Raw genomic sequence first — 14,937 nt, forward strand, 5'->3', positions numbered from 1 at the left:
CGGAATCGATCACCCCCGGCCAATCCACTGCGCGAGGAGCTCCGTTGCCGTTCACCCTGAGCCATGCGGCGGCCGTACTGCCCGCCGTACGCACCGACGGAACGGGCCGGGGGCGACTGGTTCCGGCCATGCTCGTCGCGGGTTCCTTCGCGCCCGACATGACCTATTACGCGGCGAGTGTCGTGCCCGGGGCGATGGATTTCGGCGAGGTCACGCATTCCTTCCCCGGCGTCTTCACGGTCGACGTGGTGGTGGCCTGGGCGCTGGTGGGTCTGTGGCTGCTGCTCCGCGAACCCCTGCTGGCCCTGCTCCCCCGCACCTGGCAAGCGCGCCCGGCGGCCCTCGTCCACAGCGGCAGGCCCCGGGCCCGCGTAAAGCCGTCGCTCCTGGCGCGCTGGTACATCTCCGCGGCACTGGGCGCCCTGACCCACGTGGTGTGGGACGCGTTCACGCACCACGACCGGTGGGGTGTGCGCCTGTTTCCGGTACTGGGAGAGGACTTCGGCGGCTCGCCGCTGTTCTGGTACGCGCAGTACGGGAGCTCGGTGGTGGCGGCGGTGTTGATCGTGGTGTGGGTCGGGTGGGCGCTGCGAGGGCGAGTGCAGGTGCCGGCTCCGGTGGCTGTTCCTGTGCTGTCCGTACGGGACCGGTGGTGGGCCGGGGTCGTGATCGGGGGGTGTGCCGTGGTCGCGGCGGTGGAGCGGGCGACGCGGTGGTGGGCCTACTGGGGCTCCACCGCGAAGCCGTACGAACTGATCCCGACGGTGTGCTTCGGAGCGGGCGCGGGGCTGGTGCTGGGGTTGCTGCTGTACGGGGTGGGGGTACGACTGTGGCGCCCGGCCCCGACCACCGACGTTCCCGAGCCGGTCAGCGCCGCCGGGCGGGGCCGTCCTGAGGGCCGGTGAGGGTGCCGGCGGTGGCGATGAAGACGGTGACGGTGCCACGGGCACGCCGCGACCGACGGGCACGGACGAGGAGCGCCGCGAGGTAACTACGGCCGAGGTCCGCCCAGAGACGCCAGGCGGGCGGGTCGGCTGGGGCGACGGGTGGTGCGGCGGGTGGTGCGGCGGGGCGCGGTGAGTCGGTGAGGCCGATGAGGCGCTGCAGGTCGGCGAAGGTGTTGGAGCCGCGCGGGTCGCCGGAGGGGTTGGAGCCGGGTGGGCCGGCGGAGGGGTTGGAGCCCAGTGGGCCAGTGGAGGGGTTGGAGCCCAGTGGGCCGGCGGAGGCGCTGGACCCGAGTGGGCCGACGGAGGCGCTGGACCCGAGTGGGCCGACGGAAGCGTTGGACCCGAGTGGGCCGGCGGGACCCGGGGTGGCTGAGGTGGCCTCGGTGGCTGAGGTGGCCTCGGTAGCTCCGGTGCCCTCGATGGGCGAGATCGCCATGACAGCTGCGCCGGCCTCGATGGGTGCGGTGGCTGTGACGGCCGCGGTGGCCGCCGTTCGCCAGGGCAGTCGGGGCAGCCCGGGCCGGAGGGCGGTGGCTGTGCGGCGGAGGTCGGTGGCCGTGCGGCGCAGGGCCGTGGCCAGGTCCGTGGGGATGCGGGCGGTGCTTGCGTCGGCCGCGAAGGCCGGGACCGGCGCGGGGGGCACGGCGGGCGCCGACTCGGCACTCGCCTGCGCTCTCGCCGGACGGCGGTTGAGCATGCGTATACCCATGCCCGCATCCTTGCGGGAGGCGGGGGCGGGAGGCGCTTTGACGAGGGCCACGTGAGTGACGGGGCCTGCGGGGCTTGGCCGAGGGTGCGGTGGGGCGGTCGGCGGCGGGGGGTTGGGGCGGCTCGGCACCGCCGGGGTGGGCCGCGGGGGTTGCGCGCCGATGCGGCGGGATTTGGGGGCGACGGGTGGGTGCCCCTACGCGGCCGAGGCAGCAGGCCCAGCCCCCAACCGCACAACACCACGCCAGACCATCGCGCCGGCCCGGCCACCGCCAGGCGCTCGCCACTGACCGGCACGACGCCAAGCCATCGCCGCCGAACCAGCACCACACACGGCCCCGGCCCCGCGCCCGACACAACGCAAGGCCCGTACCCGCCTGCCCAGCACCACCGGACCTGGACCGCCAGGCCGTACCCGCCTACCCAGCACCACCGGACCTGGACCGCCAGGCCGTACCCGCCTACCCAGCACCACCGGCCCAGGACCGCCAGGCCGTACCCGCCTACCCAGCACCACCGGCCCAGGACCGCCAGGCCATCGCCACCAACCCGGCACCACGCCAAGCCATCGCCGCTGGCCACCCTGCCAACCACGGCCCCGGAACCACGCCGACCCCTGGCCACCGCCGTGTCACCACAAGGCCCTGGCCGCCCGACCGGCACCACGCCCCCGGCACGCCACGCCGCCGCCCCACAGGCCCGCCGCTGCGCATCCCCGCAGCGGCGACCCCCGCCCCACCGCCGGAGGCTAGTGCGCAGCCGACTCCCAGTCCGGGCCGTCGCCCACCGAGACGCCCAGGGGGACCCTCAGGTGGACCGCGTCGGACATTTCTCGGCGGACGATCTCCTCCACCGCCGCGCGCTCGCCCGGGGCGATCTCCAGGACGATTTCGTCGTGGACCTGGAGGAGCATCCGGGATGTGAGGGACGCCGCGCGCAGGGCCTTGTCGACGTTCAGCATGGCGATCTTGACGATGTCCGCCGCCGTGCCCTGGATGGGCGCGTTGAGGGCCATCCGCTCGGCCGCCTCGCGCCGCTGGCGGTTGTCGCTGTTGAGGTCGGGGAGGTAGCGGCGACGCCCGAAAAGCGTCGCCGTGTAGCCGGTGGCGCGGGCTTCGTCGACGACCCGGCGGAGATAGTCCTGGACCCCGCCGAAGCGCTCGAAGTACGTGTCCATCAGGGCCCGCGCCTCGCCCGCGTCGATGTTCAGCTGCCCGGACAGACCGAAGGCGGACAGCCCGTACGCGAGGCCGTACGACATCGCCTTGATCTTGCGCCGCATCTCCGCGTCGACATGCTCCCGGTCGACCGAGAAGACCTGCGCGGCCACCGTGTTGTGGAGGTCCTCGCCGGAGGTGAACGCCTCGATGAGGCCCTCGTCCTCGGAGAGGTGGGCCATCACGCGCAGTTCGATCTGGCTGTAGTCCGCGGTCATGAGGGATTCGAAGCCCTCGCCGACCACGAAGCCGCGGCGGATCGCCCGGCCCTCGTCCGTGCGGACCGGGATGTTCTGCAGGTTCGGGTCCGTCGACGACAGTCGTCCCGTCGCGGCCACCGTCTGGTTGAAGGTGGTGTGGATACGGCCGTCGGTCGCGACCGTCTTGATCAGGCCCTCCACCGTCACGCGGAGCTTGGCCTGCTCACGGTGGCGGAGCATGATCACCGGAAGCTCGTTGTCCGTCTGGGTCGCCAGCCACGCCAGCGCGTCCGCGTCCGTGGTGTAACCGGTCTTCGTGCGCTTCGTCTTCGGCAGCGCCAGCTCGTTGAAGAGGACCTCCTGGAGCTGCTTGGGCGAGCCCAGGTTGAACTCGTGCCCGGCCGCCGCGTGCGCTTCCTTCACCGCCTGCTGCACCGCGCCCGCGAACATCTGCTCCATGGCCTCCAGGTGGGCCCGGTCGGCCGCGATGCCGTGTCGCTCCATGCGGGCCAGCAGGGCGGAGGTGGGCAGCTCCATGTCCCGCAGCAGGTCGGCGGCGCCGACCTCCTGCAGGCGGCTCTCGAAGGCCTCCCCCAGGTCGCGCACCGTGCGGGCCTGGATCATCAGGGCCTCGGCCTCCGCGCCGTCGTCCGCCCCGAACGCGAGCTGCCCGTCGGCCGTGGCGGCGGGCGTCAGCTCGCGGCCCAGGTACTCCAGGGACAGCGCGTCCAGGTCGAAGGAGCGGCGGCCCGGCTTGACCAGGTACGCGGCGAGCGCGGTGTCCATGGAGACACCGGCGATGGTCCAGCCGTGCTCGGCGAAGACCCGCATGGCGCCCTTGGCGTTGTGGAAGACCTTCGGCCGGGCTTCGTCGGCCAGCCAGGCCGCGAACGCCGTCTCGTCGGCCTCGTCCAGCTGGGAGGGGTCGAACCAGGCGGCCGGTCCGTCGGCGGTGGCGAGGGCGACCTCGGCGACCGAGCCGGTGCCCAGCGCCCAGGTGTCGACGGTGGCGACGCCGAGAGTGGTGGTGCCGTGCTCGCTGAGCCAGCCGGCCAGCTCGCCGGTGGAGAGCACCGTGCCGTCCAGCTCCACGCCGTCCGCCACGACCGGCGTGCCCTCGGCCTCCTCGGCGCCCGGGTCGACGGCCAGCAGCCGCTCGCGCAGCGAGGGGTTTCGGATCTCCAGGGTGTCGAGGATCATCGCGAGCGTCTTGCGGTCGTACGGAGCGCGCTCCAGATCGGCGACCGTCTTGGGCAGCTCGACCGTGCGCACCATCTCGGTGAGGCGGCGGTTGAGCTTGACGGCCTCCAGGTGGTCGCGGAGGTTCTGCCCGGCCTTGCCCTTGACCTCCTCGACGCGCTCGACCAGGTCGGCGAAGGACCCGAACTGGTTGATCCACTTCGCGGCGGTCTTCTCGCCGACGCCCGGGATCCCGGGGAGGTTGTCGGACGGGTCGCCGCGCAGGGCGGCGAAGTCGGGGTACTGGGCGGGCGTCAGGCCGTACTTCTCGAAGACCTTCTCCGGGGTGAACCGGGTCAGCTCGGAGACGCCCTTCGTCGGGTAGAGCACCGTGGTGTGCTCGGAGACCAGCTGGAAGGAGTCGCGGTCGCCGGTGACGATCAGCACCTCGAAGCCCTCGGCCTCGGCCTGGGTGGCGAGCGTGGCGATGATGTCGTCCGCCTCGAAGCCGTCGACCGCGAACCGCGAGACGTGCATCGAGTCGAGGAGCTCGCCGATCAGCTCGACCTGGCCCTTGAACTCGTCCGGGGTCTTGGAGCGGTTGGCCTTGTACTCCGTGAACTCCTCGGAGCGCCAGGTCTTGCGGGAGACGTCGAAGGCCACCGCGAAGTGCGTGGGCTCCTCGTCACGCAGGGTGTTGGCGAGCATCGACGCGAAGCCGTAGATCGCGTTCGTCGGCTGGCCCGTCGCCGTCGTGAAGTTCTCCGCGGGCAGCGCGAAGAACGCGCGGTACGCCAGCGAATGCCCGTCCATGAGCATCAGCCGCGGACGCTTGCCGCCGGAGGTGTTCTCGGTCTTCTTCGATGCTGTCTCTGCCACGAACCCGATCCTGCCATGCGCCACTGACAATCCGGCCCGCCCGTCGCCCGCGAAGCCCCGGCTGTCAGCGCCGCATGCGAGGATCGGAGACGTACCTCGCACATGTACGCGAAGGAGAGTGCGCGATGGCCAGCAAGCCGCCCAAGGGCGATCCGGTCCAGGACGCGCCGCAGGTCGGTGGGCCGAAGCATGCAGCGGCAGGACTGCCGGCGATCGGGCACACGCTGCGTATCGCCCAGCAGCAGATGGGCGTGAAGCGGACCCTGCTGACGCTGCTGAGCGTCAACCAGAAGGACGGCTTCGACTGCCCGGGCTGCGCCTGGCCCGAGCCGGACCACCGGCACACCGCGGAGTTCTGCGAGAACGGCGCGAAGGCGGTCGCCGAGGAGGCCACCCTGCGCCGGGTCACCCCGGAGTTCTTCGCCGCGCACTCACTCGCCGATCTCGCCACCCGCAGCGGTTACTGGCTGGGCCAGCAGGGTCGGCTGACGCACCCCATGTACCTGCCCGAGGGCGGCACGCACTACGAGCCGGTGAGCTGGGAGCGCGCCTTCGACATCGTCGCCGAGGAGCTCGCCGCCCTCGGCTCCCCGGACGAGGCCCTCTTCTACACGTCCGGCCGCACGAGCAACGAAGCGGCGTTCCTCTATCAGTTGTTCGCCCGGCAGCTCGGCACGAACAACCTGCCCGACTGCTCCAACATGTGCCACGAGTCGTCGGGTTCGGCGCTGAGCGAGACGATCGGCATCGGCAAGGGCAGCGTCCTGCTGGAGGACCTCTACAAGGCCGACCTGATCATCGTCGCCGGCCAGAACCCCGGCACCAACCACCCGCGCATGCTCTCCGCCCTGGAGAAGGCGAAGGCGGGCGGCGCGAAGATCGTCAGCGTCAACCCGCTGCCCGAGGCCGGCCTGGAGCGGTTCAAGAACCCGCAGACCCCGCAGGGCATGCTCAAGGGCGCCGCGCTCACCGATCTGTTCCTGCAGATCCGCATCGGCGGCGACCAGGCCCTGTTCCGTCTCCTCAACAAGCTGATCCTCGAGACCGAGGGTGCGGTCGACGAGGAGTTCGTGCGTGAACACACGCATGGATACGAGGAGTTCGTGGCCGCCGCCAAGGCCGCCGACTGGGACGAGACGCTCGCCGCGACCGGTCTCACGCGCGAGGAGATCGAGCGGGTCCTGCGCATGGTGCTCGCCTCCGAGCGGACCATCGTGTGCTGGGCGATGGGCCTGACCCAGCACAAGCACTCCGTGCCGACCATCCGCGAGGTCGTCAACTTCCTTCTGCTGCGCGGCAACATCGGCCGCCCGGGCGCGGGCGTGTGCCCGGTGCGCGGTCACTCGAACGTGCAGGGCGACCGGACGATGGGCATCTTCGAGCGGCCCGCGCCCGCCTTCCTGGACGCCCTGGAGAAGGAGTTCGGCTTCGCGCCCCCGCGCGAGCACGGCTACGACACCGTCCAGGCGATCCGCGCCCTGCGCGACGGCAAGGCGAAGGTCTTCTTCGCCATGGGCGGCAACTTCGTCTCCGCCTCCCCCGACACCGAGGTCACCGAGGCGGCCATGCGACGCGCCCGGCTGACCGTGCACGTGTCGACGAAGCTCAACCGCTCACACGCGGTCACGGGCGCGCGTGCCCTGATCCTGCCGACACTGGGCCGTACCGAGCGCGATCTCCAGGGCAGCGGCGAGCAGTTCGTGACCGTCGAGGACTCCATGGGCATGGTGCACGCCTCCCGGGGCCGCCTGGAGCCCGCGAGCCCCCATCTGCTGTCCGAGCCGGCCATCGTGTGCCGGCTGGCCCGCCGGGTGCTGGGCCCCGAGAACACGGTGCCGTGGGAGGAGTTCGAGAAGGACTACGCGACCGTCCGCGACCGCATCGCGCGCGTGGTCCCCGGTTTCCAGGACTTCAACGCGCGCGTGGCGCACCCCGGAGGCTTCGCCCTCCCGCACGCCCCGCGCGACGAGCGCCGCTTCCCCACGAAGACCGGCAAGGCCAACTTCACCGCGGCGCCCGTGGAGTACCCCGAACTGCCCGAGGGCCGGCTGCTGTTGCAGACGCTGCGCTCGCACGACCAGTACAACACCACGATCTACGGCCTCGACGACCGCTACCGGGGGATCAGGAACGGCCGCCGGGTCGTCCTGGTCAACCCCGAGGACGCGCGGAAGCTGAAGCTCGCCGAGGGCTCCTACGTCGACCTGGTCAGCGAGTGGCGGGACGGGGTCGAGCGCCGGGCGCCCGGATTCCGGGTCGTGCACTACCCGACGGCACGCGGCTGCGCGGCCGCCTACTACCCGGAGACCAACGTCCTGGTCCCGCTGGACGCCACCGCGGACACCAGCAACACCCCGGCCAGCAAGTCCGTCGTCGTACGTCTGGAACAATCGGCAACCGACTGAGCGTTTGCTCAGGCAGGCTGCACGAGTGATCACGACGAACGGAGCACGGCCCATGGGCGAGCAGCAGCATGTGAGGTTCCCGCAGGAGGTCATCGACGAGTACGCCGCGCTCGGCGTCGACCTGCCCGCCCTGTTCTCGGCGGGCCACCTGGGGACGCGCATGGGCGTGGAGATCGTGGAGGCCTCCGCCGACCGCGTCGTCGGCACCATGCCGGTGGAGGGCAACACCCAGCCGTACGGGCTGCTGCACGGCGGTGCCTCGGCCGTGCTGGCGGAGACGCTGGGCTCCGTGGGCTCGATGCTGCACGGTGGCAGCTCCAAGATCGCGGTGGGTGTCGACCTGAACTGCACGCATCACCGGGGCGCGCGCTCCGGGCTGGTGACCGGGGTGGCGACGCCCGTGCACCGGGGGCGCTCGACGGCGACGTACGAGATCGTGATCAGTGACGAGGAGGGGCGGCGGGTGTGCACCGCGCGGCTGACCTGCCTGCTGCGTGACGTCAGGCCGGGCGACGGGGCGCATCTGACCACCACCGGCTGACCGGGCGCCGACGGCGGTGGACGGGCCACCCCCGGCATCTCCCCGAGCCACCGCCCCGCAACCTGCGCCTCGCCCGAGCCACTGGCCCGCCACCAGCGCCTCCTTCGAGCCACGGCCCGCCACCAGCGCCTCCCCCGGGCCACCGCCGCACCACCAGCACCTCTTTCGTGCGGCCTCCTCGTCATCGGCCTCTACCCCGGGCCATCCCGCTCACCTACCGTTTCCCCATGAGGCTGCGGTCATGAGCGGCATCGGTCCCGTCGAACCCGTCGGCTCCGCCGGGCCGGGCGACGGTCACGACGTCATCGGCGCCGATGCCCCGCGCCTCACCGACCGCTGGCCCGCCGTGTCGCCCCGCGCCCGCCGGAACGCGCTCGGCGCCGGTGTGATCGCCGCCGTCACCGCGGTGGCCCTGCTCGCGCCCCAGGCCGGCAGCCCGGACCACGCCCGGCCTCCGACGCCGATGCCGTATCCGGCGAACGTCACCGACTGGCACTACCTCGGTCTCGGCGCACCCCTCGGCGCCCGTGCCACCGCCGGGAGCTTCCGCTTCGACGTCTCCGTGGACAGCGGCCCGCCCGTCACCCTGACGGTCCTCGACGCCGCGTTCCCGGGACTCGACGCCCACACCACGCCGTGGCCCGCGTTCACCGTCCGCGCCGGGACGACCCGCCGGATCACCGTGGAGATCTCCGTGTCCGACTGTTCGGGACTGCCCCTGAACGCGGACCTACCATTTCTTGACGTAACGCTCCGTAACACGCGCGCAATACAGCATCACAGTTTCATCTTCGACGGCGCCTACGCCCGCGATCTCTCCGCGCTGTTCCACCGGGCCTGCAACCGCTCTCCGGCCCGATCGGCCCCACGGCCAACCGGAAGTGCAGGTTCTCAGAATGCGGACCGAGCCTAAAATGCGCCAAATGGACCGAGAGGCGTCTTCCCGAGGCCCGCTTTCCACCACGTCATAACAAGAAAGTCACAAGCCAGCGCACGACGATGCCCATGCCCACAGATCGGGCTTAGAGTCACGGCCAGTCACCGCTCCATCGGGAGTTCGGTACATGCGCGGTATCCAACGTTCCCACCGGGGCGTTCGTGCCTGCGGAAAGGACTGATTGTGCGACAGCGTTCCTTGGTGATTCTTACCTCCGTCCTTGCGACTGGAGCTCTGACGCTCACCGCCTGCGGCTCCCGAGACGACAGCGGTGACAAGAGCGACAGCGGATCGAGCACCACCTACACCATCGGTGTCGACGCCCCGCTGTCCGGCGAGAACTCCACCACCGGTCTCGGTATCCAGTACGGCGTCCAGGTCGCCGTGGACGACGCCAACAAGAACAACTGGGTCCCCGGCGTCAAGTTCAAGGTCGAGCCCCTCGACGACAAGGCGCAGCCGGCCACCGGCCAGCAGAACGCCACCAAGCTCGTCGGCGACAAGAACGTCGTGGGCACCGTCGGCCCCCTGAACTCCGGCGTCGCCCAGTCGATGCAGCAGGTGTTCGCCTCGGCCAACATGGTCGAGATCTCCCCCTCGAACACCAACCCCGAGCTGACCCAGGGCAAGAACTGGCAGACGGACAAGAAGCGGCCGTACAAGACGTACTTCCGCACCGCCACCACCGACGAGCTGCAGGGCAGCTTCGCCGCCGACTACGCGTACAACGGTCTCAAGAAGAAGAAGGCCTTCGTCGTCGACGACAAGCAGACCTACGGCGCCGGCCTCGCCAAGATCTTCGCCGAGAAGTTCAAGGGCCTCGGCGGCACGGTCGTCCAGACCGACCACGTCAACACCGGTGACAAGGACTTCGGCTCCCTCGTCACCAAGATCAAGAACTCCGGCGCCGACCTGCTCTACTACGGCGGTCAGTACGACGAGTCCTCGCTGATCACCAAGCAGCTCAAGGGCGCCGGCGTCAAGATCCCGCTGTTCGGCGGCGACGGCATGTACGCCACCACCTACATCGACGTGGCCGGCGCGGCCGCCACAGGCGACCTCGTCACCTCCGTCGGCGTCCCGGTCGACACCCTGCCCGCCGCCAAGCAGTTCATCGAGACCTACAAGGCCAAGGGCTACAAGGGTGACTACGGCGCCTACGGCGGCTACTCCTACGACGCCGCCACCGCCATCATCAAGGCAGTGAAGGCCGTCAAGGACGCCAACAGCGGCAAGCTGCCCAGCGACATCAACGACCTGCGCTCCAAGGTCGTCGACGAGGTCCAGAAGTCGGACTTCCAGGGCATCACCGGCAAGGTCTCCTTCGACGAGTACGGCGACACCGGCAACAAGCAGCTCACGGTTTACCAGGTCGAAAACGGCGAGTGGAAGGCTGTGAAGACGGGCACCGCCAGCTGACCCTCTCAGCCCCAGCAAGACCGCACCACGGGCCGCGCGGAAGGAGGACCCCGACCGCGCGGCCCGTTTCCACACCCAGAACTTGCACACGCCCCGTGCACACACACAACGACTCTGTGCACACGACCACCAGCGACATGGAGGCCATGCGGTGAACACCCTGCCGCAGCAGCTGGCCAACGGGCTGCTTCTAGGCTCGATGTACGGGCTGATCGCCATCGGTTACACGATGGTGTACGGCATCGTCCAGCTCATCAACTTCGCGCACGGCGAGATCTTCATGACCGGGGCCTTCGGCGCCCTCACGGTCTACCTCTACATCCTGCCCGACGGCACCCCCATGGCCGCCGCCATCCCCCTGATGCTGGTCGGAGGCGCCATCGTCTCCGTCCTCATCGCGGTCGGAGCGGAACGGTTCGCCTACCGGCCCCTGCGCGGAGCACCACGCCTGGCACCGCTCATCACCGCCATCGGCCTCTCCCTGGCCCTCCAGGAAGCCGTCCGCAACTTCTACCCCAACGCGGACAAGGCCCTCGCCTTCCCCGGCCTCGACACCACCCACGACATCGGCTCCATCACCATCAAGGACGCCGACATCTTCCTGATCGTCTCCGCGATCATCTGCATGTCGGCGCTCGCCTGGTTCGTCCGCAAGTCCCGCACCGGCCGCGCCATGCAGGCCACCGCGCAGGACCCGGACACCGCGCAGCTGATGGGCATCGACACCAACCGCATCATCGTCATCGCGTTCGCCATCGGCGGCTTCTTCGCCGCCGTCGCCGCCCTCGCCTTCGGCCTCAAGTACGGCAGCATCGACTACCGCATGGGCTTCCTGATGGGCCTCAAGGCCTTCACCGCGGCTGTCCTCGGCGGCATCGGCAACATCTACGGCGCGATGCTCGGCGGCGTCGTCCTCGGCATCGCCGAGACCCTCGCCTCCGCCTACATCAACAACATCCCGGGCATGCAGCAGCTCGGCGGCCAGAGCTGGGCCAACGTCTGGGCCTTCGTACTCCTCATCCTGGTGCTCCTCTTCAGGCCACAGGGCCTGCTCGGCGAGCGCGTCGCGGACAGGGCGTGATCACATGACCGAGACGACCAAGACCCCGGCCACCCCGCCCTCCGACGCCGTGCCCACGCCCCCGGGCCGCGGTCTCATCCCGCTGCCCGAGGCGGCCGCCCGCGCCCTGCTGCTGGGCGGCGGCATCGCCACCGCCGCGTCCACGTTCCTCGCCTGGACCTGGACCTCGGAGTTCCCGGGCGACCTCACCGTCACCGGCTACCCGGGCGGCCTGCAGTGGCTGACCTTCATCGCCGGCGTCCTCACCGCCGTGTTCGCGCTCGCCTCGTACGGCATCCGCGGCCTGCGCTGGCTGCTGCCCGCGCGCAACCACGCGCCGCTCGTCCTGGTCGCCCTCGGCGGCTTCGGCGTCACCTGGTTCACCGCCATCGAGATCGCCGCCAAGCTCGGCGGTCTCGCCAACTGGGAGACCGGCACCTGGATCGCGATCATCGCGTCCCTGCTGCCCCTCCTCGGCGCCCTCGCGCTGCCCCCGGACAACGCGGAGACCAAGGACTTCTTCAAGTCCTACCTGCCCAAGCCCGACCGCATCCCGGCCCCGCAGCCGACCAGCCCCTGGATGCAGCGGGCGGTCATCACCGTGGGCAGCATCATCGGCCTCGCGGTCTTCACGTACGGCATCGACACCGAGTACGGCGAGCTGTTCATCGGCTTCCTGATCGTCATCGTCTTCGCCATCTGGGCCATGCACACCGCCGGCCTGCTCGACCGCTTCTCCGCCATGATCGCCGCCAACCGCAGCTTCACGCTCGCCATGGGCTTCCTCGCGGCCATCGCCTTCCCGTTCACCCAGTCCGACGACCACTACGCCAACATCGGCGTCAACATCCTGATCTTCGGCACGGTCGCCCTCGGTCTGAACATCGTCGTCGGCCTCGCCGGCCTCCTCGACCTCGGTTACGTCGCCTTCCTCGGCGTCGGCGCCTACACCGCGGCCCTGGTCTCCGGCTCGGAGTTCTCGAAGTTCTCGGGCGTCCAGTTCCCCTTCTGGGCCGCCGCCCTCACCGGCGCCGCCGCCTCGCTGATCTTCGGCGTCCTCATCGGCGCCCCGACCCTGCGGCTGCGCGGCGACTACCTCGCCATCGTGACCCTCGGCTTCGGAGAGATCTTCCGCATCGCCGTCAACAACATGGACGGCGAGTCCGGCCCCGACCTGACCAACGGCCCCAACGGCATCCCGTCCATCCCCGACCTGAACCTCCTCGGGTTCAACTTCGGGGAGCCGCACGACCTCGGCGGCTTCACCCTCGGCCGGTTCGCCAACTACTACCTGCTGATGGTCCTGATCATGGCGATCGTGGTCACCGTCTACACCCGCGCCGCCGACTCCCGCATCGGCCGCTCCTGGATCGCCATCCGCGAGGACGAGACCGCCGCCACCGCCATGGGCATCAACGGCTTCCGCGTCAAGCTCATCGCCTTCGCGCTGGGCGCCTCGCTCGCCGGCCTCGCCGGTACGGTCAGCGCCCACGTGACGTACAGCGTGGTCCCGAACCCGTACCAGTTCGCCGGCTCCACCCCGCCCAACTCGGCCTTCCTGCTGGCCGCCGTCGTCCTCGGCGGCATGGGCACGGTCGCGGGCCCGATCCTCGGCGCGGCGCTGCTCTACCTGCTCCCGGAGAAGCTCGACTTCCTCCAGGACAAGTCGCTGCTCGCGTTCGGTATCGCGCTGATCCTGCTGATGCGCTTCCGCCCCGAGGGCATCATCGCCAACCGCCGCCGCCAGCTCGAGTTCCACGAGACCGGCCAACTCGACGTACCGGACACCACAACACTCACCGACGAACCGGCCATCACCAAGGCAGGGGCGTAAAGAACCATGACGACACCTGTACTCGAAGCCCGCGACGTCACCATGCGCTTCGGCGGCCTCACCGCCGTCCGGTCGGTGGACTTCACGGTGAACTCCGGCGAGATCGTCGGCCTCATCGGCCCCAACGGCGCCGGCAAGACGACGTTCTTCAACTGCCTGACGGGCCTGTACATCCCGACGGAGGGCACCGTCTCCTACAAGGGCACGGTGCTGCCGCCCAAGCCCCATCTGGTGACGAAGGCCGGCATCGCCCGTACGTTCCAGAACATCCGGCTCTTCGCCAACATGACGGTCCTGGAGAACGTCCTCGTCGGCCGCCACACCCGCACCAAGGAAGGCCTCTGGTCCGCCCTGCTGCGCGGCCCCGGCTTCAAGAAGGCGGAGAAGGCCAGCGAGGACCGGGCCATGGAACTCCTGGAGTTCATCGGCCTCGCCCACAAGCGCGACCACCTCGCCCGCAACCTGCCCTACGGCGAGCAGCGCAAGCTGGAGATCGCGCGGGCGCTGGCGAGCGAGCCGGGCCTGCTGCTGCTCGACGAGCCGACGGCCGGCATGAACCCCCAGGAGACCCGGGCCACCGAGGAACTGGTCTTCGCCATCCGGGACATGGGCATCGCCGTCCTCGTCATCGAGCACGACATGCGCTTCATCTTCAACCTCTGCGACCGCGTCGCCGTCCTCGTCCAGGGCGAGAAACTGGTCGAGGGCACCTCCGAGGTCGTCCAGGCCGACGAGCGGGTCATCGCCGCGTACCTGGGCGAGCCGTTCGACGGCGACCCCGGTGAGGCGGAGGCGGCCGAGGTCGCCGCCGCCGAGAGCACCCCCGGCACCACCAAGGGAGACGCCCAGTGACCGCGCTGCTAGAGGTCGAGGACCTCCGGGTCTCCTACGGCAAGATCGAGGCCGTCAAGGGCATCTCCTTCAAGGTCGAGGCGGGCCAGGTCGTCACCCTGATCGGCACCAACGGCGCCGGCAAGACCACGACACTCAGGACCCTGTCGGGACTTCTGAAGCCCAGCGCCGGCAAGATCATGTTCGACGGCAAGCCGCTCACCGGTGTCGCCGCGCACAAGATCGTCGCGCTGGGGCTCGCCCACTCCCCCGAGGGCCGGCACATCTTCCCGCGCCTCACCATCGAGGAGAACCTCCAGCTCGGCGCCTTCCTCCGCAAGGACAAGGAAGCCATCGAGAAGGACATCCAGCGGGCTTACGACCTCTTCCCGATCCTCGGGGAGCGGCGCAGGCAGGCCGCGGGCACCCTCTCGGGCGGCGAGCAGCAGATGCTGGCGATGGGCAGGGCCCTGATGTCCCAGCCGAAGCTCCTGATGCTCGACGAGCCCTCCATGGGCCTGTCGCCCATCATGATGCAGAAGATCATGGCCACGATCGTCGAACTCAAGTCCCAGGGCACGACCATTCTCCTGGTCGAACAGAATGCCCAGGCGGCCCTCTCCCTGGCCGACCACGGCCATGTCATGGAGGTCGGCAACATCGTCCTCTCCGGCACGGGCCAGGACCTGCTGCACGACGAGTCGGTGCGCAAGGCGTACCTCGGCGAGGACTGACGGTTCTCCTGTTACGACAGAGGCCCGCGCCCCCTGTTTCCGGGGG

General features: G+C 70.2%; 11 protein-coding genes. 9 read left to right on the plus strand and 2 right to left on the minus strand.

Features of this window, described 5'->3' with window-relative positions:
• The first annotated feature begins 44 nt into the window (after positions 1–44).
• Positions 45–905, plus strand: a complete 861-nt coding sequence (locus ABZ848_RS18105; protein ID WP_360832565.1) for a DUF4184 family protein — start codon at positions 45–47, stop codon at positions 903–905.
• Here the strand turns inward: ABZ848_RS18105 and ABZ848_RS18110 are convergent.
• The gene (locus tag ABZ848_RS18110) at positions 868–1,656 is read right to left on the minus strand and encodes a hypothetical protein (RefSeq protein WP_360832568.1); all 789 of its coding nucleotides are present in this window, start codon (positions 1,654–1,656) and stop codon (positions 868–870) included. The genes ABZ848_RS18105 and ABZ848_RS18110 overlap by 38 nt on opposite strands.
• Before the next feature lie 747 nt (positions 1,657–2,403).
• Positions 2,404–5,130: a DNA polymerase I gene (gene polA, locus ABZ848_RS18115; RefSeq protein WP_360832571.1), complete on the minus strand. Its 2,727-nt coding sequence runs from the start codon at positions 5,128–5,130 to the stop codon at positions 2,404–2,406.
• A 125-nt stretch (positions 5,131–5,255) separates the two neighbouring features.
• Here polA and ABZ848_RS18120 point away from each other — a divergent pair, with 125 nt between their 5' ends.
• From ABZ848_RS18120 to ABZ848_RS18155, 8 genes are all read left to right on the plus strand, one after another.
• On the plus strand, positions 5,256–7,535 hold the full coding sequence (locus tag ABZ848_RS18120) for an FdhF/YdeP family oxidoreductase (RefSeq protein WP_360832574.1): 2,280 nt from the start codon (positions 5,256–5,258) through the stop codon (positions 7,533–7,535).
• Positions 7,536–7,587: 52 nt separating this feature from the next.
• On the plus strand, positions 7,588–8,076 hold the full coding sequence (locus tag ABZ848_RS18125; protein WP_360832577.1) for a hotdog fold thioesterase: 489 nt from the start codon (positions 7,588–7,590) through the stop codon (positions 8,074–8,076).
• 241 nt (positions 8,077–8,317) lie between these two features.
• Positions 8,318–8,989 carry a hypothetical protein gene (locus ABZ848_RS18130; protein WP_360832579.1) on the plus strand — a complete coding sequence of 224 codons (672 nt, stop codon included), beginning with the start codon at positions 8,318–8,320 and terminating at the stop codon, positions 8,987–8,989.
• 222 nt (positions 8,990–9,211) lie between these two features.
• Positions 9,212–10,432 carry a branched-chain amino acid ABC transporter substrate-binding protein gene (locus tag ABZ848_RS18135; protein WP_360832891.1) on the plus strand — a complete coding sequence of 407 codons (1,221 nt, stop codon included), beginning with the start codon at positions 9,212–9,214 and terminating at the stop codon, positions 10,430–10,432.
• A 151-nt stretch (positions 10,433–10,583) separates the two neighbouring features.
• Positions 10,584–11,513 (plus strand): branched-chain amino acid ABC transporter permease, encoded by a 930-nt coding sequence (locus tag ABZ848_RS18140; RefSeq protein WP_360832582.1) that lies wholly within the window; start codon positions 10,584–10,586, stop codon positions 11,511–11,513.
• A gap of 4 nt (positions 11,514–11,517) precedes the next feature.
• Entirely contained in the window at positions 11,518–13,326 is a 1,809-nt protein-coding gene (locus ABZ848_RS18145) for a branched-chain amino acid ABC transporter permease (RefSeq protein ID WP_360832585.1), read from the plus strand.
• 6 nt (positions 13,327–13,332) lie between these two features.
• Positions 13,333–14,178, plus strand: coding sequence for an ABC transporter ATP-binding protein (locus ABZ848_RS18150; protein ID WP_360832588.1), 846 nt, complete (start codon positions 13,333–13,335; stop codon positions 14,176–14,178).
• Positions 14,175–14,891 (plus strand): ABC transporter ATP-binding protein, encoded by a 717-nt coding sequence (locus ABZ848_RS18155; RefSeq protein WP_360832590.1) that lies wholly within the window; start codon positions 14,175–14,177, stop codon positions 14,889–14,891. The genes ABZ848_RS18150 and ABZ848_RS18155 overlap by 4 nt, the downstream gene beginning before the upstream one ends.
• The last annotated feature ends 46 nt before the right edge of the window (positions 14,892–14,937 follow it).

This window comes from Streptomyces sp. NPDC047081, from assembly GCF_040643775.1.
Taxonomy (GTDB): Bacteria; Actinomycetota; Actinomycetes; order Streptomycetales; family Streptomycetaceae; genus Streptomyces.

Excerpts from the sequence above, each read along its gene's own strand:
- ABZ848_RS18110 (WP_360832568.1), bottom strand. The coding sequence starts at position 1,656 with ATGGGTATACGCATGCTCAACCGCCGTCCGGCGAGAGCGCAGGCGAGT.
- ABZ848_RS18120 (WP_360832574.1), top strand. The coding sequence starts at position 5,256 with ATGGCCAGCAAGCCGCCCAAGGGCGATCCGGTCCAGGACGCGCCGCAG.
- ABZ848_RS18125 (WP_360832577.1), top strand. The coding sequence starts at position 7,588 with ATGGGCGAGCAGCAGCATGTGAGGTTCCCGCAGGAGGTCATCGACGAG.
- ABZ848_RS18130 (WP_360832579.1), top strand. The coding sequence starts at position 8,318 with ATGAGCGGCATCGGTCCCGTCGAACCCGTCGGCTCCGCCGGGCCGGGC.
- ABZ848_RS18145 (WP_360832585.1), top strand. The coding sequence starts at position 11,518 with ATGACCGAGACGACCAAGACCCCGGCCACCCCGCCCTCCGACGCCGTG.
- ABZ848_RS18150 (WP_360832588.1), top strand. The coding sequence starts at position 13,333 with ATGACGACACCTGTACTCGAAGCCCGCGACGTCACCATGCGCTTCGGC.